Origin of the sequence: Microbacterium sp. SA156, assembly GCF_049065455.1 — a bacterium.
Lineage (GTDB): Bacteria > Actinomycetota > Actinomycetes > Actinomycetales > Microbacteriaceae > Microbacterium > Microbacterium barkeri.
Map to the genome: position 1 here is coordinate 21,214 of NZ_JBAKGU010000007.1, position 19,319 is coordinate 40,532.

Annotated in this window: 16 protein-coding genes; 10 read left to right on the forward strand and 6 right to left on the reverse strand. The window is 72.4% G+C overall.

Going from position 1 to position 19,319, the window contains the following annotated elements; genetic code table 11:
* Positions 1–15 precede the first annotated feature (15 nt).
* From manD to ACOWU6_RS08280, 3 genes are read left to right on the forward strand one after another with little or no spacing between them, the layout of a single operon-like run.
* Positions 16–1,257: a D-mannonate dehydratase ManD gene (manD, locus tag ACOWU6_RS08270; RefSeq protein WP_421075392.1), complete on the forward strand. Its 1,242-nt coding sequence runs from the start codon at positions 16–18 to the stop codon at positions 1,255–1,257.
* A complete protein-coding gene (locus ACOWU6_RS08275) occupies positions 1,247–1,897 on the forward strand; it encodes a bifunctional 4-hydroxy-2-oxoglutarate aldolase/2-dehydro-3-deoxy-phosphogluconate aldolase (protein WP_421075393.1) in 651 nt (216 codons plus the stop codon). The genes manD and ACOWU6_RS08275 overlap by 11 nt, the downstream gene beginning before the upstream one ends.
* The gene (locus ACOWU6_RS08280; protein WP_421075394.1) at positions 1,894–2,853 is read left to right on the forward strand and encodes a sugar kinase; all 960 of its coding nucleotides are present in this window, start codon (positions 1,894–1,896) and stop codon (positions 2,851–2,853) included. Before ACOWU6_RS08275 ends, ACOWU6_RS08280 begins: the two co-directional genes overlap by 4 nt.
* 37 nt (positions 2,854–2,890) lie before the next feature.
* Here the strand turns inward: ACOWU6_RS08280 and ACOWU6_RS08285 are convergent, their stop codons facing one another.
* Together ACOWU6_RS08285 and ACOWU6_RS08290 are read right to left on the reverse strand one after the other, a co-directional pair.
* Complete coding sequence (locus tag ACOWU6_RS08285) at positions 2,891–3,070, reverse strand: hypothetical protein (protein WP_421075395.1); 180 nt, start codon at positions 3,068–3,070, stop codon at positions 2,891–2,893.
* Between the two features lie 27 nt (positions 3,071–3,097).
* Entirely contained in the window at positions 3,098–4,600 is a 1,503-nt protein-coding gene (locus ACOWU6_RS08290; RefSeq protein WP_421075396.1) for a PucR family transcriptional regulator, read from the reverse strand.
* A gap of 84 nt (positions 4,601–4,684) precedes the next feature.
* On the opposite strand from ACOWU6_RS08290, the gene gabT reads away from it, so the two are divergent.
* Genes gabT through ACOWU6_RS08320 form a run of 6 tightly spaced genes read left to right on the forward strand, consistent with a single transcriptional unit; the run spans position 4,685 to position 12,731 of the window.
* On the forward strand, positions 4,685–6,037 hold the full coding sequence (gene gabT, locus ACOWU6_RS08295) for a 4-aminobutyrate--2-oxoglutarate transaminase (protein ID WP_421075397.1): 1,353 nt from the start codon (positions 4,685–4,687) through the stop codon (positions 6,035–6,037).
* A gap of 26 nt (positions 6,038–6,063) precedes the next feature.
* Entirely contained in the window at positions 6,064–7,422 is a 1,359-nt protein-coding gene (locus ACOWU6_RS08300; protein WP_421075398.1) for a flavin monoamine oxidase family protein, read from the forward strand.
* Complete coding sequence (locus tag ACOWU6_RS08305) at positions 7,419–8,294, forward strand: universal stress protein (protein WP_421075399.1); 876 nt, start codon at positions 7,419–7,421, stop codon at positions 8,292–8,294. Before ACOWU6_RS08300 ends, ACOWU6_RS08305 begins: the two co-directional genes overlap by 4 nt.
* 4 nt (positions 8,295–8,298) lie before the next feature.
* Positions 8,299–9,846 (forward strand): APC family permease, encoded by a 1,548-nt coding sequence (locus ACOWU6_RS08310; protein ID WP_421075400.1) that lies wholly within the window; start codon positions 8,299–8,301, stop codon positions 9,844–9,846.
* A 37-nt stretch (positions 9,847–9,883) separates the two neighbouring features.
* Positions 9,884–11,350 (forward strand): NAD-dependent succinate-semialdehyde dehydrogenase, encoded by a 1,467-nt coding sequence (locus tag ACOWU6_RS08315; RefSeq protein ID WP_271173663.1) that lies wholly within the window; start codon positions 9,884–9,886, stop codon positions 11,348–11,350.
* A gap of 19 nt (positions 11,351–11,369) precedes the next feature.
* Positions 11,370–12,731, forward strand: coding sequence for an NAD-dependent succinate-semialdehyde dehydrogenase (locus tag ACOWU6_RS08320; RefSeq protein ID WP_421075401.1), 1,362 nt, complete (start codon positions 11,370–11,372; stop codon positions 12,729–12,731).
* 106 nt (positions 12,732–12,837) lie between these two features.
* Here the strand turns inward: ACOWU6_RS08320 and ACOWU6_RS08325 are convergent, their stop codons facing one another.
* Positions 12,838–14,538 (reverse strand): amidase, encoded by a 1,701-nt coding sequence (locus tag ACOWU6_RS08325; protein ID WP_421075402.1) that lies wholly within the window; start codon positions 14,536–14,538, stop codon positions 12,838–12,840.
* Positions 14,538–15,575: an agmatine deiminase family protein gene (locus tag ACOWU6_RS08330; protein ID WP_421075403.1), complete on the reverse strand. Its 1,038-nt coding sequence runs from the start codon at positions 15,573–15,575 to the stop codon at positions 14,538–14,540. The genes ACOWU6_RS08325 and ACOWU6_RS08330 overlap by 1 nt, the downstream gene beginning before the upstream one ends.
* 64 nt (positions 15,576–15,639) lie before the next feature.
* Here ACOWU6_RS08330 and ACOWU6_RS08335 point away from each other — a divergent pair, with 64 nt between their 5' ends.
* Positions 15,640–16,251: a TetR/AcrR family transcriptional regulator gene (locus ACOWU6_RS08335; RefSeq protein WP_421075404.1), complete on the forward strand. Its 612-nt coding sequence runs from the start codon at positions 15,640–15,642 to the stop codon at positions 16,249–16,251.
* A 122-nt stretch (positions 16,252–16,373) separates the two neighbouring features.
* Here ACOWU6_RS08335 and ACOWU6_RS08340 read toward each other — a convergent pair whose 3' ends face one another.
* Together ACOWU6_RS08340 and ACOWU6_RS08345 are read right to left on the reverse strand one after the other, a co-directional pair.
* Positions 16,374–17,972 carry an amidohydrolase gene (locus tag ACOWU6_RS08340; protein ID WP_421075405.1) on the reverse strand — a complete coding sequence of 533 codons (1,599 nt, stop codon included), beginning with the start codon at positions 17,970–17,972 and terminating at the stop codon, positions 16,374–16,376.
* Positions 17,972–19,213, reverse strand: coding sequence for an MFS transporter (locus tag ACOWU6_RS08345; protein ID WP_421075406.1), 1,242 nt, complete (start codon positions 19,211–19,213; stop codon positions 17,972–17,974). The genes ACOWU6_RS08340 and ACOWU6_RS08345 overlap by 1 nt, the downstream gene beginning before the upstream one ends.
* Between the last annotated feature and the right edge of the window lie 106 nt (positions 19,214–19,319).

The window sequence follows — 19,319 nt, forward strand, 5'->3', positions numbered from 1 at the left end:
GCTGAAAGGAACACCGTGAGCATCGAAAGAGCCGATGTCATCATCACCAGCCCCGGTCGGAACTTCGTCACCCTGAAGATCACGACGAGCGACGGCGTCGTGGGATGGGGCGACGCCACCCTCAACGGCCGTGAGCTCTCGGTCGCGTCGTACCTCGGCGATCACGTCGCGTCGACGCTGATCGGTCGCGACGAGAACCGGATCGAAGACACCTGGCAGTACCTGTATCGAGGGCCGTACTGGCGCCGCGGGCCTGTCACCATGGCCGCGATCGCAGCCGTCGACATGGCGCTCTGGGATATCAAGGCCAAGAAGGCCGGCATGCCCCTCTACCAGCTGCTCGGCGGTGCGAGCCGCGCGGGAGTGCGCGTCTACGCCCATGCCTCAGGAACCGACTACCAGGCTCTTGCGAACGCGATCACGGGGTATCAGGAGCTCGGCTTCACGGCGGTCCGCGTGCAGACGGGGGTACCCGGGCTCGGGCAGATCTACGGCGTCTCGACCTCGGGGCCGGGCGTCCGCTACGACTACGAGCCCGCCAAGCGCGCGGCAGACGGGACGGCGGCGTCTGCCCCGACCGAGGAGTCCTGGGACACCGCGGCGTACCTCGCGCATATGCCGGGGGTGTTCGAGCGCATCCGCTCCGATTTCGGATCCGGCCTGCGGATCCTGCACGACGGCCACCATCGCATGTCACCGATCGAGGCCGCGCGATTCGCGAAGGACATCGAGCCGTACAAGCTCTTCTGGCTCGAGGACTGCACGCCGGGCGAGGACCAGACCGCGCTGCGCCTCGTCCGTCAGCACTCCACGACGCCCCTCGCGATCGGCGAGGTGTTCAACTCCGTGCACGACTACCAGACCCTCGTCACCGAGCGCCTGATCGACTACGTGCGCTCGGCGGTGACGCACACCGGCGGCATCACCGCGATGAAGAAGCTCCTCGACTTCGCAGCGATCTACGGCATCCGCTCGGGCATCCACGGGCCCACCGACATCTCGCCCGTCGGGATGGCCGCGGCGCTCCACCTGGACCTCGCCATCCACAACTTCGGGATCCAGGAGTACATGCCGCACAACGCCGAGACGCTCGAGGTCTTCCAGACGTCGTTCACGCTCGACGGCGGCTTCCTGCACCCGGGCGAGGCTCCCGGGCTGGGCGTCGAGCTCGACGAGGAGGCGGCGTCGGCCTTCCCGTACACGAAGGCGTATCTGCCCGTGAACCGTCTCACGGACGGAACCGTTCATGACTGGTGACCAGAGGATTCCGCTCCCGTCGCGCACCGCCGCAGCCCGCCTCATCGTCGTGATGCGTGCATCGGCTGCCGAGGAGTACGACCGCGTGCTGGACGTGCTCCTCGGCGCGGGCGTCCGCAGCGTCGAGCTCACGCTCACGACGCCAGGCACGATCGAGCGACTCCCGGCCCTGCGGGAGCGCTACGGAGACGTCGCCGACCTCGGCGTCGGCACGGTCGTCGACCGCGAGCAGCTGCGGCGGGCGGCGGAAGCGGGGGCCGATTACATCGTCACCCCGATCACGTCGAGCGCTCTCCTGGCGGAGGCAGCGCGCGTCAGGGTTCCTTTCGTGCCCGGCGGGCTCACGCCGACCGAGCTCGAGAGCTCCTGGTCCGCGGGGGCCTCGGCCGTGAAGATCTTCCCCGCGGGCCAGGTGGGCGCGGGATACGTCAAGGACCTCCGTGGGCCGTTCCCCGACATGCAGGTCGTGCCGTCGGGAGGCGTCGACCGAGACAGCGCGGCCGCGTGGCTGCGGGCGGGCGCCGTCGCCGTGAGCGTCGGCGGTCCGCTTCTCGGCGACGCGCTGCGCGGAGGGGATCTCGGAGCGCTCCGCGCTCGAGCGGAGGCCTTCGTGACGGCCTGCGCCGAGGCAGCACGATGAGAGCCGGCGCTCCTCGCGTGGTGACGCTGGGCGAGACCATGGCGCTCATGCGCACGCGCGAGCTCGGGTCGCTGCGGCACCTCTCCGACCTCTCGTGCGGCATCGGGGGCGCCGAGAGCAATGTCGCGATCGGCCTCCGGCGCCTCGGCGTCGATGCGTCGTGGCTCGGGCGCGTCGGCGACGACGCGCTCGGCGAGCGGGTCGTGCGCGAGATCCGCGCGGAGGGCGTGGACGTGCGCGCCGTCGTGGACGACGGCGCACCCACCGGGCTCATGGTGAAGGAGCGGCCGTCGTCGACCTCGACGGTCGTGCGCTATTACCGCGCGGGATCCGCAGGCTCCCGCCTCGCTCCCGCAGACCTCCCGGCGGGATGGATCGAGGAGGCCGCGCTCCTGCACGTCTCGGGCATCACTGCGCTGATCTCCGCGACGGCGCGGGAGGCTTTCCTGGCCGCGATCGACCGTGCGCGGGACGCCGGTGTGACGGTGTCCTTCGACGTCAACTACAGGTCAGCGCTTGCGCCGCCCGAGACCGCCGGTCCGGTCCTGCGGTCGATCGCCGAGCGTGCGGACCTCGTATTCGGGGGTGAGGACGAGCTCATGCTCCTCGCCGTCGGCGGCGACGCGGAGAGCTGTGCGGGCCGACTTCGCGCTGGGGGCGTCGGCGAGGTGGTCGTCAAGCGCGGGGCCGAGGGCGCGACACTGCTCTCTCCCGAGGGGCGCGTCGAGGCACGCGGACACGCGGTCGACGTCGTCGACACGGTCGGCGCAGGGGACGCCTTCGTCGCGGGCTACCTCAGCGCGCTGCTCGCGGGGATGGACGCCCCCGCTCGCCTGGCGAGGGCCAACGTCTGCGGGGCGCTGGCCTGCACGACTCCGGGCGACTGGGAAGCGGGGCCGACTCTCCGGGAGGTCGAGGGCTTCGGCGTGTCCGGAACGGACCCGGTGGCACGCTGAGCCTGACCCGGTGAAGCGCCCTCGAGCGCGCCTCGTCTCAGTCGCCGCGCGAGCCGAGGCGCTCGATGAGCCGGAGGGCGAGCGTGATGAGCCCCGCGAGCCCGACGAGCGCGAGCACGGCACCCAGCAGTCGCGGCGGACCGCCCGCCGCGACGACGAGCGCGATGCCGACCGCGAGCAGGACGAGCGAGAGCGCTGCCAGGCGCGTGGTCGACATCCGCCTCAGCATCCCGCCACCCTAGCGTCAGCGCGCCGCGAGCAGCGCGACCCAGATCTCGGCGCGCGCCGCGAACGACTGGAGGTCGCGCTCGAGCAGCCGCTCGGCGAGGCGGATGCGGGTGCGCACGGTGTGACGGTGCACGCCGAGCGCCCGGGCGGCGTCGTCGTAGCGCGCATCGTGCAGGAGCCAGATCCGCAGCGTGTCGAGGATGGCGGTGCCGTGCACATCGTCATGTCGCACGATGGGGGACAGGACCGTGCGCGCCACGTTCGCGGCCTCGGGGGAGAGGGTGCTCAGCACCCCGGCGGATGCGACATCGGCGAAGCGCGTGACGCCCTCGCCTCGATCGCGCGCGATGCGCGCCTCGTCGAGCGACGCCGCGAAGGACGCGAGGGGGCCGGGCTCCGAAACCCCGACCGCGACGTCGAAGCGCTCGGCGAGCTCGTCGAGCGCGAGCGGGGCATCCGCCGTGTGGACGAGAGCGATCCCGCCCTCGGGGTCGCTCCCGAAGAAGAAGCTCCCCTGCTCGCGGCCCGCGCGCAGCTCGAGGAACGCGGCGAGGGCATCCGGCGCTTCATCGGTGACCGCGACGACGACCGGGTCGGCCGGCAGGCCGCCCCACGCGGCATCGCCGATCTCCCCCGCGAGCGCGGTGTCGCCGGTGAGGAGCGCCCGCACGACGCCCGCGCGGAGCGTGCCGCGGGCACGCGCGAGGGCCTCGTTCTGCTCGAGCGCGAACCCCGTCATCGCGACGACCGCCGTGACGACGCTGCGAGCCTCCTCGTCGAGCGCCTCGGCCCCGATGACGAGCACGCCTCGCAGCGTGCCGCCCGGTCCGAGCGTCTGGAGCGTGAACGAGCGGCCGCCGACGCGGATCACCGCGGCAGCGCTCGCCCCGCGCGCGAGCATCGTCTCGCACTCCTGCTGCACGCGCTCGGCCAGCGCGGTCTCGAGCGGCGCCGAGGCGCGCACGGGGGCCGCCGCAGAGTCGAACAGTCCCACCCATGCGCCCAGCTGCCGCGAGAGCTCGGAGATCGCCGAGCCGAGGCCATCCCGCCGCAGGGCGGCGAGGGCGACCGCCCGCTGCGCCGACAGCGCCCAGGTGCGCCGAGCGTATGCTCCGGCGGCGATCGCCTCGGCGACCGCGCGCGCGACCGCGATGAAGGGCGTGCGGTAGGGCACCTCGAACAGCGGCACGCCGTGCGCCTCGCACGCGGCCGAGAGCGCTTCGGGGATGCCGGTGCGGGCGACCTCGGTGCCGAACCCGAGTGCGACGACGCCTCGATGCGCGAGCCGGCGGACGTACTCCTCGTACTGCGCGGCGTCGTCTCCGGAGAACTGCGTCCCGGTCGTGAGGAGCACCATCTCCTCCGCGAGGAAGGGCGTCGGGTCCGCCAGATCCGAGCTGTGCACCCAGCGGATGGGCTGCTCGAGCGCGCCGTGCGACGCGGACGCGAGGCGCAGGGCGAGGTCGCCGCGCGAGAGCAGGGCGCGGAGCGTGGGGGCGGATGGTGCGGGCTGAGACATCGTGTACAGAGCGTATAGCGAATGCATCGATTCTGTACCGCACGGCGAATGCAGCGACTTCGGGCCCGGTCGTACGCTCGCGGCATGACCACCTCTACCCTCGCCACCGCTGTGGGCGGCCCGGCCCTGCCTCAGGAGCGCCGCCTCGTCACCTCGATCCCCGGCCCGCGCTCGCAGGAGCTGCTCGCGCGCAAGGCCGATGCGGTCGCCGCGGGCGTCGGCCACACCGCGCCCATCTCGGCCGTCGCGGCCGGCGGCGGCGTCGTCGTCGACGCCGACGGCAACTCGCTCATCGATCTCGGCTCCGGCATCGCCGTGACGACGGTGGGCAACGCGCACCCCAAGGTCGTCGAGGCCGTGCAGGCCCAGGTCGCCGCCTTCACGCACACCTGCTTCATGGTCTCGCCGTACGAGTCGTACGTCGCCGTCGCCGAGGCGCTCAATCGCCTCACCCCGGGCGACCACGCGAAGAAGTCCGCGCTGTTCAACTCCGGCGCCGAGGCCGTCGAGAACGCGGTCAAGATCGCGCGCAAGCACACGGGGCGCCAGGCCGTCGTCGCGTTCGACCACGGCTACCACGGCCGCACGAACCTCACGATGGCGCTCACGGCGAAGTCGATGCCCTACAAGAGCGGCTTCGGCCCGTTCGCGCCCGAGGTGTACCGCGCCCCGCTGTCGTACCCCTACCGCGACGGCCTGTCCGGCGCCGAGGCCGCGAAGCGCGCGATCTCGCAGATCGAGAAGCAGATCGGCGCCGACAACCTCGCGGCCGTCATCATCGAGCCCATCCAGGGCGAGGGCGGCTTCATCGTCCCGGCCGACGGGTTCCTCCCCGCGATCGTCGACTGGTGCCGCTCGAACGGCGTCGTCTTCATCGCCGACGAGGTGCAGACCGGCTTCGGCCGCACGGGCGCGATGTTCGCGAGCGAGCACTTCGGCATCGTCCCCGACCTCATCACGACCGCCAAGGGCATCGCGGCCGGCCTGCCGCTGGCCGCCGTCACGGGACGCGCCGAGATCATGGACGCCTCGCACGCGGGCGGGCTCGGGGGCACCTACGGCGGCAACCCCATCGCGTGCGCGGCCGCGCTCGCGGCGATCGACGTGTTCGAGAACGACGACCTCATCTCCCGTGCGCGGGAGATCGGCGACCTCATCAAGGGCCGCTTCACCGAGCTGCAGGCGGGCGACGCGCGCATCGGCGACGTCCGCGGCCTGGGCGCGATGATCGCGGTCGAGTTCGTTAACGCCGAGACGGGCGAGCCCGACGCGGCGCTCACCGCCGCGGTGGCGAAGGCGGCCATCGCGCAGGGCGTCATCGTCCTGACCTGCGGAACCTACGGCAACGTCATCCGGTTCCTGCCCCCGCTCTCGATCGACGACGCGCTGCTCGCCGAGGGTCTCGGCGTCGTCGCCGACGCGCTGGCCGCGGCCTGACGGACGACCGGAAGAAGGAGAACGACATGACGGAGATCACACGCGACGTCGTCATCGTGGGCGCGGGAGCGGCCGGCACGACGGCGGCGAACGAGCTGAAGAAGGCCGGTCTGTCGGTCGCCGTGCTCGAGGCGCGCGACCGCGTCGGCGGCCGGCTGTGGACCGACGTCGTCGACGGGGCGATGCTCGAGATCGGCGGCCAGTGGGTGTCGCCCGACCAGGACGCGCTCAAGGAGACGATCGCCGAGCTCGGTCTCGAGACCTACAGCCGCTATCGCGAGGGCGAGAGCGTCTACGTCGACGCCGACGGCAAGCTCACCCGCTTCACGGGCGAGATCTTCCCCGTCGCGCCCGAGACCGAGAAGGTCATGGTCGAGCTCATCGAGAAGCTCGACCGCCTGACGGCCGAGATCGACCCCGCGCGCCCGTGGGAGCACCCCGACGCCGAGGCGCTCGACACGATCTCGTTCGAGGGCTGGCTCGCGCGCGAGACCGACGACCAGGAGGCGCGCGACAACATCGCGCTCTTCATCGCGGGCGCGATGCTCACCAAGCCCGCCCACGCGTTCTCGGCTCTGCAGGCCCTGCACATGGCGGCGAGCGCCGGGAGCTTCTCGAACCTCGTCGACGCCGACTTCATCCTCGACAAGCGCGTGGTGGGCGGCCTGCAGCAGGTGCCGCAGCTGCTCGCCGAGCGCCTCGGCGACGACGTGCACCTGAACGCGCCCGTCCGCACGCTCCGGTGGGGCGCCGACGGCGTCATCGCGGAGGCCGACGGCATCACCGTCCGCGCCAAGTACGCGATCCTCGCGCACGCGCCGGTCCTCTACGACCGCATCTCGTTCGTGCCCGCGCTGCCGCGCCGTCAGCACCAGCTGCACCAGCACCTGTCGATGGGCTTCGTCATCAAGGTGCACGCCGTGTATGACCGGCCGTTCTGGCGCGAGCAGGGCCTCTCGGCGACCGCCTTCAGCCCGTACGAGCTGTGCCACGAGGCGTACGACAACACCAACCACGGCGACGAGCGCGGCACCCTCGTGGGCTTCGTGTCCGACAAGAACGCCGACGGCGTGTTCGAGCTCTCGGCCGAGGAGCGCAAGGAGCGCATCCTCGAGTCGATCTCGCACTACTACGGTCCCGAGGCGAAGAACCCCGTCGTGTACTACGAGAGCGACTGGGGCTCCGAGGAGTGGACGCGCGGCGCGTACGCGGCGAGCTTCGACCTCGGCGGCCTGCACCGCTACGGCAAGGACCAGTCGGCGCCCGTCGGCCCGATCCACTTCGCCTGCAGCGACCTCGCGGGTCTCGGCTACCAGCACGTGGACGGAGCGATCCGCATGGGCCGCATCGCCGCCGCCGACATCATCGAGCGGTCCCGCTCATGACCGCGGCGCTGGTCGTCGGCTACACCGCCACCCCCGCGGGCGCGGATGCCGTCGCGCTCGCGGGCCGTCTCGCCGCCGCGACCGGCGCGAGCGTCGAGATCGTCATGGTGCTGCCGGCCGAGGGCCGCAACGCCCTGACGCCGCCCGACGCGTCCTACGACGAGTACGTCCGCGCGCAGGCGCGCGAGTGGCTGCGCGACGCGGCCGCCTCGCTCCCCGAAGGCCTCGACCACCGTGCGCACGTGCGCACGGCCGAGTCCTTCGGGGAGGGCCTCCTCGCCGCCGCGCGCGAGTTCCGCGCGTCGCACATCGTCGTCGGCGCCGCCGACGGCGGCCTCCGCGGCCGCCACCGCCTCGGGTCCGTGGCGAACGAGCTGCTGCACTCGTCCGACATCCCCGTCGTCCTCGCGCCGGCGGGGTCCGTCGACGTGACGGCGCCGCTCGACCGCGTGACGGTGGCGATCGGCACGCGCCCGGGCGCCGACGTCCTCCTCGAGGATGCCGCAGCGCTCGCCGCGGCGGCTCGCGTGCCCCTGCGTCTCGTCTCGCTCGTCACCGTGGACCTCCCCGCCGGCGTGCAGACGTCCGCCATCCGCGTCGTCGGCGCTTCGCACGCCGACACCGTTCTCGAGGCCGCGCGCGCTGAGCTCCCGGCCGATGTGCCCGTCGACGTCGTCGTCGCCGAGGGCGACTCGATCGAGGACGCCGTCACCCGCCTCGCCTGGCAGCCGGGCGAGGTTGTGTTCGTCGGCTCGAGCCGTCTCGCACGCCCCCGCTTCCTGTTCCTCGGCTCGACCGCAGCGAAGATGCTGCACGAGCTGCCCGTCCCGATGATCGTCGTCTCGCGCACCCGCGCGCCTGAAGAATCCTGAGCGCATGAGCCAGAACCCGCACACCGTCGTGTCTGATCCCGTCACCACCGGCATCTCGAGCAAGGGCCTGAGCGCCGGCACGCTCGGGCTGATCGGCGCTGTCGTCCTCGGTGTCTCCACCGTGGCGCCCGCCTACACGTTCACGGCCGCCATCGGCCCGACCGCCTCCGAGGTCGGCACGCAGGTGCCCGCGATCATCATCGTGGGCTTCATCCCGATGCTCCTCGTCGCCTTCGGCTACCGCGAGCTCAACCGCGTCATGCCCGACTCGGGCACCTCGTTCACGTGGGCGACGCGCGCCTTCGGTCCGTGGATCGGCTGGATGGCCGGGTGGGGCCTGATCGCCGCGACCATCCTCGTCCTGTCGAACCTCGCGGGCATCGCGGTCGACTTCCTCTTCCTCCTGATCAGCCAGATCACGGGCAACGCCGAGATCGCGGAGCTGACGCGGAACCCGTTCATCAACGTGGGCGTCTGCCTCCTGTTCGTGCTCGCGGCGACGTGGGTGTCGTACCGCGACCTGCAGACGTCGCAGCGCCTCCAGTACGTGCTCGTGGGCTTCCAGGTCGTCGTGCTCGTGGTGTTCGCGATCACGGCGATCACGCGCGCCGCGTCGGGTGACGCGTTCGACCCGACGCCGTTCGACCCGAACTGGTTCAACCCGTTCGCCGTCCCCTCGTTCAGCGCGGCCGTCGCCGGCCTGTCGCTGTCGATCTTCATCTTCTGGGGATGGGACCTCGTCCTCACGATGAACGAGGAGACGAAGAACCCCGAGAAGACCCCGGGCCGCGCCGCCACCGTCGTCGTGCTCGTGGTCGTGTTCCTGTACCTCATCCTCGGCATCGGCATGGTGATGTTCGCGGGCGTCGGCGACGGCGAGCTCGGCCTCGGCAACCCCGACATCCAGGAGAACGTGTTCTTCGCGCTGTCGAACCCGATCATGGGCTCGCTGGGCTTCCTCGTCTCGCTCGCGGTGCTCACGAGCTCGGCGTCGTCGCTGCAGGCCACGTTCGCGTCGCCCACCCGCACGATGCTCGCCATGGGCCACTACGGAGCGCTCCCGAAGAAGTTCGGCTCCGTGCACCCGCGGTTCTTCAGCCCCGGATACTCGACGATCGTCGCGGCGATCGTGACGAGCGTGTTCTACGCCGTGATGCGCTTCGTGAGCGAGAACACCCTGTGGGACACCATCCTCGCGCTCGGCATGCTCATCTGCTTCTACTACGGGCTGACCGCCTTCGCGTGCGTCTGGTACTTCCGCCGGCAGTGGTTCGACTCCGTGCGGAACGTCTTCTTCATGCTGCTGTTCCCGCTCGTCGGCGGGATCATCCTGGCCATCCTCTTCGTGACGACGCTCATCGACACGATGGACCCGGCCTACGGAAGCGGCTCGCAGATCGGCGGCATCGGCCTCGTCTTCATCCTCGGCATCGCCGTCATCGTCATCGGCATCGCGCTGATGCTGTGGCAGGCGGCGCGCGAGCCCGCGTTCTTCCGCGGCAGCGTGCTGACCATGGACGCGCCGCCCAGCCTCCGCGGCACCCGCCGCTGAACCGACCTCACCGACCATTCACCCGGAAGGAACCGACATGACGAACGACCGCGAGAGCGCCCTGCTGGCCTCGGTGCCGACCCGTCTGTTCATCGGTGGCGAGTGGGTCGACGCCCCCGAGGGCGCGACCTTCGACGTCCACGACCCCTCGACGAACGAGGTGATCGCCCGCGTCGCGGACGCGACCGCCGAGGACGGCACGCGCGCCCTCGACGCCGCGGTCGCCGCGCAGGACGCCTGGGCGGCCACCGCGCCCCGCACGCGCAGCGACATCCTGCGCCGCGCCTGGGAGCTCGTGCAGGAGCGCAAGGAGGACATCGCCCTCCTCATGACGCTCGAGATGGGCAAGCCGCTCGCCGAGGCGCGCGGCGAGGTCGTCTACGGCGGCGAGTTCCTGCGCTGGTTCAGCGAGGAAGCGGTGCGCATCACGGGCCGCTACGGCCTGAACCCGGAGGGCACCGGCCGGATGGTCGTGTCGCAGCGCCCCGTCGGCCCCTCGTTCTTCATCACCCCGTGGAACTTCCCGTTCGCGATGGCCACGCGCAAGATCGCGCCCGCGCTCGCCGCCGGCTGCACGGTCGTCATCAAGCCCCCGCAGCTCACGCCCCTCACGACGCTGTTCTTCACGCAGCTCCTCGTCGAGGCCGGCGTGCCCGCGGGCGTCGTGAACGTCGTCACGTCGGCGTCGTCGCGTCGCGTCTCGGCGCCGATCATCTCCGACCCGCGTCTGCGCAAGCTGTCCTTCACGGGCTCGACCGAGGTCGGCCGCCAGCTCATCGCGCAGGCCGCAGAGGGCGTGCTGCGCGTGTCGATGGAACTCGGCGGCAACGCGCCGTTCGTCGTCTTCGAGGACGCCGATCTCGACAAGGCCGTGGAGGGCGCCCTCGCGGCGAAGTTCCGCAACATCGGGCAGGCGTGCACCGCGGCCAACCGCTTCATCGTGCACGAGTCCATCGCCGACGCCTTCGCGGCCAAGGTCACCGAGCGCGTCCAGGCGATGCGGATCGGCCGCGGCACCGAGGACGGCGTGGCCATCGGCCCGCTCATCGACGCCGACGCGGTCGCGAAGGCCGACGAGCTCGTGACGGACGCGACCGACCGCGGCGCCACGGTGCTCACGGGCGGCGAGAAGCTCGACGGCCCCGGGACGTTCTACGCGCCCACGGTGCTCACCGGAGTCACCGCAGGCAGCGCCATCCTGCGCGAGGAGATCTTCGGACCCGTCCTCGCGATCGCGACCTTCGCCGACGAGGACGAGGCGGTCCGCCTCGCGAACGACACCGAGTACGGCCTCGTGTCGTACGTCTACACGCAGGACCTGGCTCGCGGCCACCGGATGATCGACCGCCTCGAGACCGGCATGATGGGTCTCAACGCCGGCGTCGTCTCGAACGCGGCCGCTCCGTTCGGCGGCGTCAAGCAGTCCGGCGTCGGACGCGAGGGCGGGCTCGAGGGCATCCACGAGTACCTGTCGACGAAGTACACCCTCATCCCCAACGACTGAACGCCACGAGAGGAACATCATGAGCGACTACGCCGTCGTCGATCCCGCAACGGGCGAGACCGTCGCCGAGTACGACACCTTCACGGACGCGCAGATCCAGGACGCGATCGCCCGCGCGAGCGAGGGCGCCCGCGCCTGGGCGGCGCTCTCGGTCGCCGACCGGGCCGCGGCCGTCCGCCGTGCCGCCGCCCTGCACCGCGAGCGCCGCGACGCCCTCGCCGCGACGATCGTGCGCGAGATGGGCAAGCCGCTCGAGGCCGCGCTCGGCGAGGTCGACTTCTCGGCCGACATCATCGACTACTACGCCGACAACGCCGAGGCGATCACACGCGACCAGCCGATCGACATCCTCGGCGAGGGGAGCGCGGTCATCCGCCGCGCCCCGCTCGGCGTGCTGTTCGGGATCATGCCGTGGAACTTCCCGACCTACCAGGTCGCGCGGTTCGCGGGCCCGAACCTCGTGATCGGGAACGCGATCATCCTCAAGCACGCCCCGCAGTGTCCCGAGTCGGCGGCCGCGCTCGAGGAGATCTTCCGCGACGCGGGCCTGCCCGAGGGCGCCTACGTCAACGTGTACGCGACGAACGAGCAGGCGGCGACGATCATCGCCGACCCGCGCGTCCAGGGCGTCTCGGTGACCGGCTCGGAGCGTGCGGGCTCCGCCGTCGCCGCGCTCGCGGGCCAGCACCTCAAGAAGGTGGCTCTCGAGCTCGGCGGGTCGGACCCGTTCATCGTGCTCTCGGCCGACGACCTCGACGCGGTCGTGCAGGCCGCGGTCGACGCGCGCCTCGACAACAACGGCCAGGCCTGCAACGGCGCCAAGCGGTTCATCGTCGTCGACGGCCTGTACGACGAGTTCCTGTCGAAGTTCTCCTCCGCCATGGAGGCCGCGAAGGTCGGCCACCCGCTCGAGGAGGACACGGTCCTCGGGCCGCTCTCGTCGCTCGCCGCCGCGGAGCGCCTCCAGGAGCAGATCGACCGCGCCGTCGAGCAGGGCGCGCGCCTCGTCGTGGGCGGCAAGCGCGACGGCGCGTACTTCCCCGGCACCGTGCTCACCGACGTGACGCCCGAGATGGACGTCTACCGCGAGGAGCTCTTCGGCCCCGCGGGCGTCGTGTACCGGGTCGCCGATGAGGACGAGGCCGTGCGTCTCGCGAACGACACCCCGTTCGGCCTCGGCTCGTACGTGTTCACGACCGACGCCGAGCAGGCGCAGCGCGTGGCCGACCGCATCGAGGCCGGCATGGTGTACATCAACATCGTGCTCGCCGACAGCGCCGAGCTGCCCTTCGGCGGCGTCAAGCGCAGCGGCACCTCGCGCGAGCTCGGCCTCCTCGCGGCCGACGAGTTCGTCAACAAGAAGCTCATCCGGGTGGGCTGAGCCGGGTCGGGCGGGCGGATCCGCCCCGCGGCTGCCCCCCGCCGGAAACGCGAGAGCCCCGGATGGCCACCACGGCCATCCGGGGCTCTCGCGCGTCAGCGCCGCGTCAGAGCGCGGGCGTCCGCGGCGGCATCGTGCGGCGCGCGCCCGTCGCCTCGAACGCGGCGCCGAGCGCGAGGAGCGCCGCGTCGTCGTACGCGCGGCCGGCGAAGGTGAGGCCCACGGGCATCCCGATGTCCGACATCGTGCCCATCGGAACGGTCACGGTCGGCACGCCGAAGTGGCGGATGGCGAGGTTGCCGTTCGCGACCCACACGCCGTTGCGCCAGCCGAGGTCGGCGGACTCCGGGTTCACGTCCATGTCCGCGCGGCCGACGTCGGCCATCGCGGGGAAGACGACGGCGTCGAGTCCGAGGTCGTCCATCCACTGCTCGAGGTCGACGCGGCGGGTCTCCTCGAGGCCGCGCACGCCGCTCTCGAGCTCGGGGATGTCCGTCATCGAAGCCACCGGGTGCTCGCGGACGTGCGCGGGGTACGACGCGATGTCGTCGTCGAAGCCCGTGTAGCGGTCGGGCAGCGCGCCCGCGGGATGCGGGAAGATCTGCGCGCCGTCGACCACGTCGAGCGACGGGATGACCGGATCTCCGTTCGCGCGCAGGAAGTCGTCCCACGCCCACGCAGACAGGTCGACGATCTCGCGGTGGAGGTACGCGGGCGTGACGAGCCCGCGCGTCGTGATCTTCGGCGCACCGGGCCGGTCGCCCTCGTAGTTCGACACGAGCGGGAAGTCCACCTCCACGACGGTCGCTCCGGCCGCCTCGAGGTCGGCGCGCGCGGCCCGCCACAGCTCCATGACGGACTCGCGCGTGCTGATGCGGCGCCCGGTGGGGCCGCCGATGCCGGGGTCGTCCGACGTGCCGGCGTCCGGATCGGCGTTGATGTACATGCGCGGCACGCCGAGGCGCTTGCCCCGCAGCGAGGCGCCGTCGGCGAGCGCCGGGTAGGAGGCGGGGCGGATGGCGGACGCCGCGGGGATCCGCACCCACGGCTGCACGCGCCAGAAGTCGCCGCACGTCTCGGGGTCGTCGGCGACGACGACGTCGAGCACCGCGAGCAGGTCGGCCATCGTGCGCGTGTGCGGCACGACGACGTCCATGGTCGGCACGAGCGGCCAGTTGCCGCGCACCGAGATGACGCCGCGCGAGGGCGTGTACGCGCACAGCGCGTTGCACGATGCGGGCGCGCGCCCGCTCGACCACGTCTCCTCGCCGAGGCCGAACGCCGCGAAGCTCGCGGCAGTCGCCGTGCCCGACCCGTTCGACGAGCCCGACCCGAACGCCGACGTGAGGTACTCGGCGCTGTACGGGCTCTCAGCGCGACCGTAGAGGCCGCGCTGCATGCCGCCGTTGGCCATCGGGGGCATGTTCGTGAGACCGAGGCAGATCGCGCCGGATGCGCGCAGCCGCTCGATCGTGAACGCGTCGCGCTGGGCGACGAGATCGGCGAAGGCCGGGCTGCCCGACGCGGCCGTGAGGCCCTTCACGAGGTAGCTGTCTTTGGCCGTGTACGGGATGCCGTCCAGCGGACCGAGGAGGCGGCCGGCCGCGCGACGGGCGTCGGACGCGCGTGCCTCGTCGCGGGCATCGGGGTTCCGCACGACGACCGCATTGAGCGCGGTCGCGGTGCCGGGGGCGTCGAAGGCGTCGATGCGGGCGAGGTAGGCCTCGACGAGCTCGACCGCGGTCGCGCGGCCCTGCGCGAGCGCCTGCTGGAGGTCGGCGATGGACGCCTCGAGCACGTCGATCATCAGAGCGCCCCCACCGACGGCTGCTGCTGCGTGATGCAGTGGATGCCGCCGCCGCGCGCGAAGATCTCGCGGGCGTCGACCGTCTTGACGGTGCGGCCCGGGTAGACCTCCGCGAGGATGTCGCGCGCGCGGCCATCCGCCTCGTCCTCGCCGAATCCGCACGCGATGACCCCGTCGTTCACGACGAGGTGGTTGACGTAGCTCCAGTCGACGAAGCCCTCGTCGTCGCGCAGCGTCGCGGGCGCGGGCAGATCGACGATCTCGAAGGCGCGGCCCGCCGCATCGGTCTGCTGGGCGAGATGCGCGCGCAGCTCGCGCGTCACGGCGTGGTCGGGATGGTCGGGGTCGCGCTGATCGTGGAGCAGGAGGACGCCGGGGGAGGTCAGCGTCGCGACGATGTCGACGTGGCCGTTGGTGCCGAACTCGTCGTAGTCGCGCGTGAGCCCGCGCGGCAGCCAGACGACCTTCGCCGCACCGATCGTGCGGGCGAACTCGGCCTCGACGCGCTCCTTGTCGGCGTACGGGTTGCGACGCGGGTCGAGCTGCACGGTCTCCGTCGCGAGCACGGTGCCCTCGCCGTCGACGTGGATGCCGCCGCCCTCGTTCACGAGCGCCGAGCTGACGATCTCCGCGCCCGCGGCGCGGCCCACGATGCGTCCGAGCTGCGCCGACAGGCGCCATTCCGCCCACGCGGGCGCGCCCCACCCGTTGAAGGTCCAGTCGACGGCGCCGAGGGCGCCCGGGCGCGTGTCGTCGACGACGAAGGTCGGGCCGACGTCGCGCATCCAGAACTCGTCGAGGGGCGCCTCGAGGAGCTCGATGTGCGACGAGAGCATGCGGCGGGCGCGCGCGACCTCGCTCGGGTCGACGACCATCGTGACGGGCTCGAACTCTGCGACGGCGTGCGCGACCGCGCTCCACGCCGCGTAGCCGGCCTCGCGCTCGGCGTCGGTGTCGCCGAGGGTGAATCCCTCTCGGGGGAACGCCATCCAGGTGCGCTCGTGCCGATCCGTCTCTGCGGGCATCCGCCAGGTCATCATCGATCCTCTCGTGTATTGATCGTGTGATCAATAACCTGATTCTGGCGCTAGGGTGAGGGACATGTCAAGCGAAGCGGCGCCCCCTCGCCGACGTGCGCCGCGCCGCGCGCCCGCCGAGCGCCGCGCCGAGATCGCCGCGGCGGCGCGCGCGATCGCCCTGGCCGATGGGCTGCATGCCGTGACGCTCCGCGCGATCGCCGCTCGGGCATCCGTGACCCCTGCGCTCGTCGCGCACTACGCGCCGGCCATGGAGGAGCTCGTCGCGACGACCTTCGCCGGCATCGTGGGCGACGAGCTCGCCGAGGTCGCCCAGCTCGTCGCGGGGGAGGCCCCGCGGGATGCGCTGCGCGCCCTCATCGAGACCCTCCTCAGCGGGACGCGCGACGACGTCACGGCGGTGTGGGTCGAGGCGTGGGCGCTCGGACGCCGCAGCGATCCGCTCGCCGCAGCGGTGCGCGAGCAGATGGACGCGTGGGCGCGCCTGCTGCGCGAGGTGATCGAGGCGGGAGCGGCCGATGGGTCGTTCCGCGTCGAGGACCCGTCTGCAGCGGCCTGGCAGCTCCTTGGGATGATCGACGGCCTCAACGCGCAGGCCCTCGTGCGGTGGGGCGGCGCGGCAGAGCGCGCCGAGCTGCTGCTCCGCGCCGCCGAGGCCATGCTCGGCGTCCGCTGAACGACCCCGCGCGTCCCGCTCGCACGCCTGCACGTCTCACCGGAAGGCTTGCATGTCTCACTCGCCGCGGGAATGCCGAGGCGTATCCCGCGCCGAGTGAGACATGCAGAGAGGGTGGTGGGTCAGGCCTCGTATGCGATGCGGCCCGCGACGACGGTCGTGACGACGCGCGCGGAGAGGAGCGCCTCCGGCCCGGCGGCGAAGGGGTCCGTGTCGAGCACCGCGAAGTCGGCCGCGGCTCCCAGCACGAGGCGCCCACGCCATCCGCCGTCGCCGATCGACGCCGCCGTGTCGCGCGTCGCGTGGACGATCGAGCGGTCGAGCGGCAGCGCGAACTGCGGGTGCACGGCCGGCACCGACGCGTCGAGCGCCGACGCGCGCGTCGTGGCGACGTACATGTTCGCGAGCGACGCGTGCGGCGCCGTCGGCGCGTCCGTCGAGAAGGCGAGAAGGGCACCCGCGTCCTCGTACTCGGGCCAGGCGAAGGCGCGCTCGACGCGCTCGTCGTCGAGCTGAGCCGCCCAGTTGGCGAAGATGGCGGGATCCGCGTGAACCGGCTGCATCGACGCCGTGACGCCGAGGCGCGCCATCCGCTCGGCCGTGCCGGGCGCCGCGTACTCGAGATGCTCGATGCGGTGGCGTCGCGGACGCTCCCCGTTCGCGGCGATCGCGTGCTCGATCGCGTCGAGTGCCATCGTGCTCGCGCGGTCGCCGATCGCGTGCATGGCGATCTGCAGCCCCGCGGCATCCGCCGCATCGACCACGGGCCCGAGCCGCTCGGCCGGCCAGATCGGCTCGGCGTTCGTGCCGTCGGCGTACGGATGGCCCATGGCCGCCGTGCACGCGTCGATCGTGCCGTCCAGGATGAGCTTGATGCCGATGACCCGGAGCCACGGCGACGCCGTCGCGGCAGCGAGCTCGGCGGCGCGGGCGACCTGCGCGACGTTCTCCGCATCGTCGCCCGTGTTCGTCACGAACCAGTGCGCGGCCACGCGGATCGGCAGCGTGCCGCCGCGCCGCTCAGCCGCGCGTCGGAACGCCTCGAGCCCGAAGTCGTCGAACGCCATGTCGACGACCCCGGTGACTCCGGTCGCGAGGTACGCCCCGATCACGCGCTCGACCGCGGCGTCGCGCTGCGCGTCGGTCGCCGTCGCGTCGCGATGCGCCCACGCGTACTGCACGGCCGCGGTCTCGTAGAGCAGTCCGGTCGGCTCGCCGTCGGCGTCGCGCTCGATGCGGCCGCCGATGGGGTCGGGCGTGTCCCGCGTGATGCCGAGCTCGGCGAGCGCCGCGGTGTTGACCCAGCACGAGTGGTAGTCGTTCGCGTCGAGGTACACGGGGATGTCGGCGACGGCCTCGTCGATCATCGCGGCGGTCGGCGCGCCGCCGGGGATCGCGTCGAAGAGCCACCCGCGCCCGCGCAGCACGCCGTCGGCACCCGGGCGCGCGTCGCGGAGCCGGCTCTGGATCTCACCGAGCGTGCGGGCGTCGGTCAGACCGACCTGCCCGAGCGCCTCGCCCGTCATGAGCAGGTGGGTGTGCGCGTCGGTGAATCCGGGCAGGACGAGGCGGCCGCCGAGGTCGACGGTCGCATCGGCGGCGGGCGCGCCGCTGGCGTCGCCGACGTACGCGAGCGTGTCGCCGTCGACGACGAGCGCCTCGGCCCAGGCGGGCTCGTCGGCGGTGAAGATGCGGGCGCTGCGGTAGAGGGTGCGGGTCATCAGGCGTTCTCCGGGATGGCGGTGCGTGCGGCTCGCTCGAGCCGCGTGGACAGGAGCGCGATCGCGCCCGCGGGGACGGCGAGCACGACGCTCGCGATGGAGAGGGCGGTCGTGAAGCCCTGGTATCCGAGCGCGCCGACGAGGGCGGCGCCGATCACGGGCGTGAGCGCCGAGCCGACGAGGTAGACCGCGAGGAGCGGGCCCGACCAGCGGCCGTCCGCGTCGAGGGCCGCCGAGGTCGAGACGAAGTACATGAAGGCGATCGCGTAGATCGTGTTCCACGCGATGAAGACGACGATGAACGCGGTCTGGTCGGCCATGAAGCCCTCGGCGAACTTGAGGGCGGCGCCCGCGAGCAGCAGGGTCGCGAGCGGCACGGCGCGGCCGAGGCGGTCGCCGACGATCATGAGGAGGATCGAGCCGAGGAGCCCGCCCGCCGTCGCTCCGCTGAGCGCGATGCCGAGGCCCTCGGGAGTGAGACCCGCCTGCTCGGCGCCCATGACTCCCGCCATCGCCCACAGCGAGTCCTCGCTCGCGGCCCAGAGCGCGAACGTGACGAGCAGGGCGAAGCCGGCGATCGTGACGGTGCGCGAGCGCGGCACCGAAGTGCGCACCACGCCGGTGGGCGGGATCTCGATCGGCATGGCCTCGGCGACGGCGGCGCCGGCGTGCGGCTCGAGCACGGGCGCGGCCGGCAGCCAGAGCGACACCGCGAGCCCGATGAGGCAGAAGAGCGCGAGCGCGCCGAACACGTCGATCGGCGCGAGCCCGATGAGGGGGAGCACGGCGAGCACGACGGTGATGACGGCGCGGTTGGCGAGCCCGTTGAAGCCCGCGACGCGATCGGGGTTGCGGAACGCCGCGAGAGCGGCCCCCGAGGCGGCGACTGCGCCGCCCGCGCCGACGCCGCCGGCGAGGAGCCCCGGCAGGATGAGGGCCGGCACGAGGGCGGCTGCGCCGAAGCCGAGGAGCCCGAGCGCGAGGCCGCCGCGGGCGACGGTGCGACGGTGCGCTCCCGCGCAGAGCGGGGCGATGGCGAGGCCGGTCACGGCGGTCAGCAGGAGCGTCGCGGTGGCGAGCCAGCTCGCCGCGAGGACGTCCATGCCGAGGCCCGACTGGGCCGCCGTGATCATGTACGGCGAGAGGTTGACGCCGAGGTAGCCGGCGATGCCGATCGCGAATGTCGCGGTCGCGGTGGGGAGTCGCAGGGGCACGCGGCTCGTCAGGTCGATGGTTGACATGGGAACTCCAGAGGGGGCACGGCGCTGTGCGCGGAAGCGGATGTGCGGGCCGGCATCGGGTGGTGCGGCTCGGCCGTTTAACGAATGGTGTTCGTCAACGAACGAT

Coding starts and splice junctions, on each gene's coding strand:
- ACOWU6_RS08275 (WP_421075393.1), top strand. CDS start 1,247: ATGACTGGTGACCAGAGGATTCCGCTCCCGTCGCGCACCGCCGCAGCC.
- ACOWU6_RS08280 (WP_421075394.1), top strand. CDS start 1,894: ATGAGAGCCGGCGCTCCTCGCGTGGTGACGCTGGGCGAGACCATGGCG.
- ACOWU6_RS08285 (WP_421075395.1), bottom strand. CDS start 3,070: ATGTCGACCACGCGCCTGGCAGCGCTCTCGCTCGTCCTGCTCGCGGTC.
- ACOWU6_RS08290 (WP_421075396.1), bottom strand. CDS start 4,600: ATGTCTCAGCCCGCACCATCCGCCCCCACGCTCCGCGCCCTGCTCTCG.
- gabT (WP_421075397.1), top strand. CDS start 4,685: ATGACCACCTCTACCCTCGCCACCGCTGTGGGCGGCCCGGCCCTGCCT.
- ACOWU6_RS08300 (WP_421075398.1), top strand. CDS start 6,064: ATGACGGAGATCACACGCGACGTCGTCATCGTGGGCGCGGGAGCGGCC.
- ACOWU6_RS08305 (WP_421075399.1), top strand. CDS start 7,419: ATGACCGCGGCGCTGGTCGTCGGCTACACCGCCACCCCCGCGGGCGCG.
- ACOWU6_RS08310 (WP_421075400.1), top strand. CDS start 8,299: ATGAGCCAGAACCCGCACACCGTCGTGTCTGATCCCGTCACCACCGGC.
- ACOWU6_RS08315 (WP_271173663.1), top strand. CDS start 9,884: ATGACGAACGACCGCGAGAGCGCCCTGCTGGCCTCGGTGCCGACCCGT.
- ACOWU6_RS08320 (WP_421075401.1), top strand. CDS start 11,370: ATGAGCGACTACGCCGTCGTCGATCCCGCAACGGGCGAGACCGTCGCC.
- ACOWU6_RS08325 (WP_421075402.1), bottom strand. CDS start 14,538: ATGATCGACGTGCTCGAGGCGTCCATCGCCGACCTCCAGCAGGCGCTC.
- ACOWU6_RS08330 (WP_421075403.1), bottom strand. CDS start 15,575: ATGACCTGGCGGATGCCCGCAGAGACGGATCGGCACGAGCGCACCTGG.
- ACOWU6_RS08335 (WP_421075404.1), top strand. CDS start 15,640: ATGTCAAGCGAAGCGGCGCCCCCTCGCCGACGTGCGCCGCGCCGCGCG.
- ACOWU6_RS08340 (WP_421075405.1), bottom strand. CDS start 17,972: ATGACCCGCACCCTCTACCGCAGCGCCCGCATCTTCACCGCCGACGAG.
- ACOWU6_RS08345 (WP_421075406.1), bottom strand. CDS start 19,213: ATGTCAACCATCGACCTGACGAGCCGCGTGCCCCTGCGACTCCCCACC.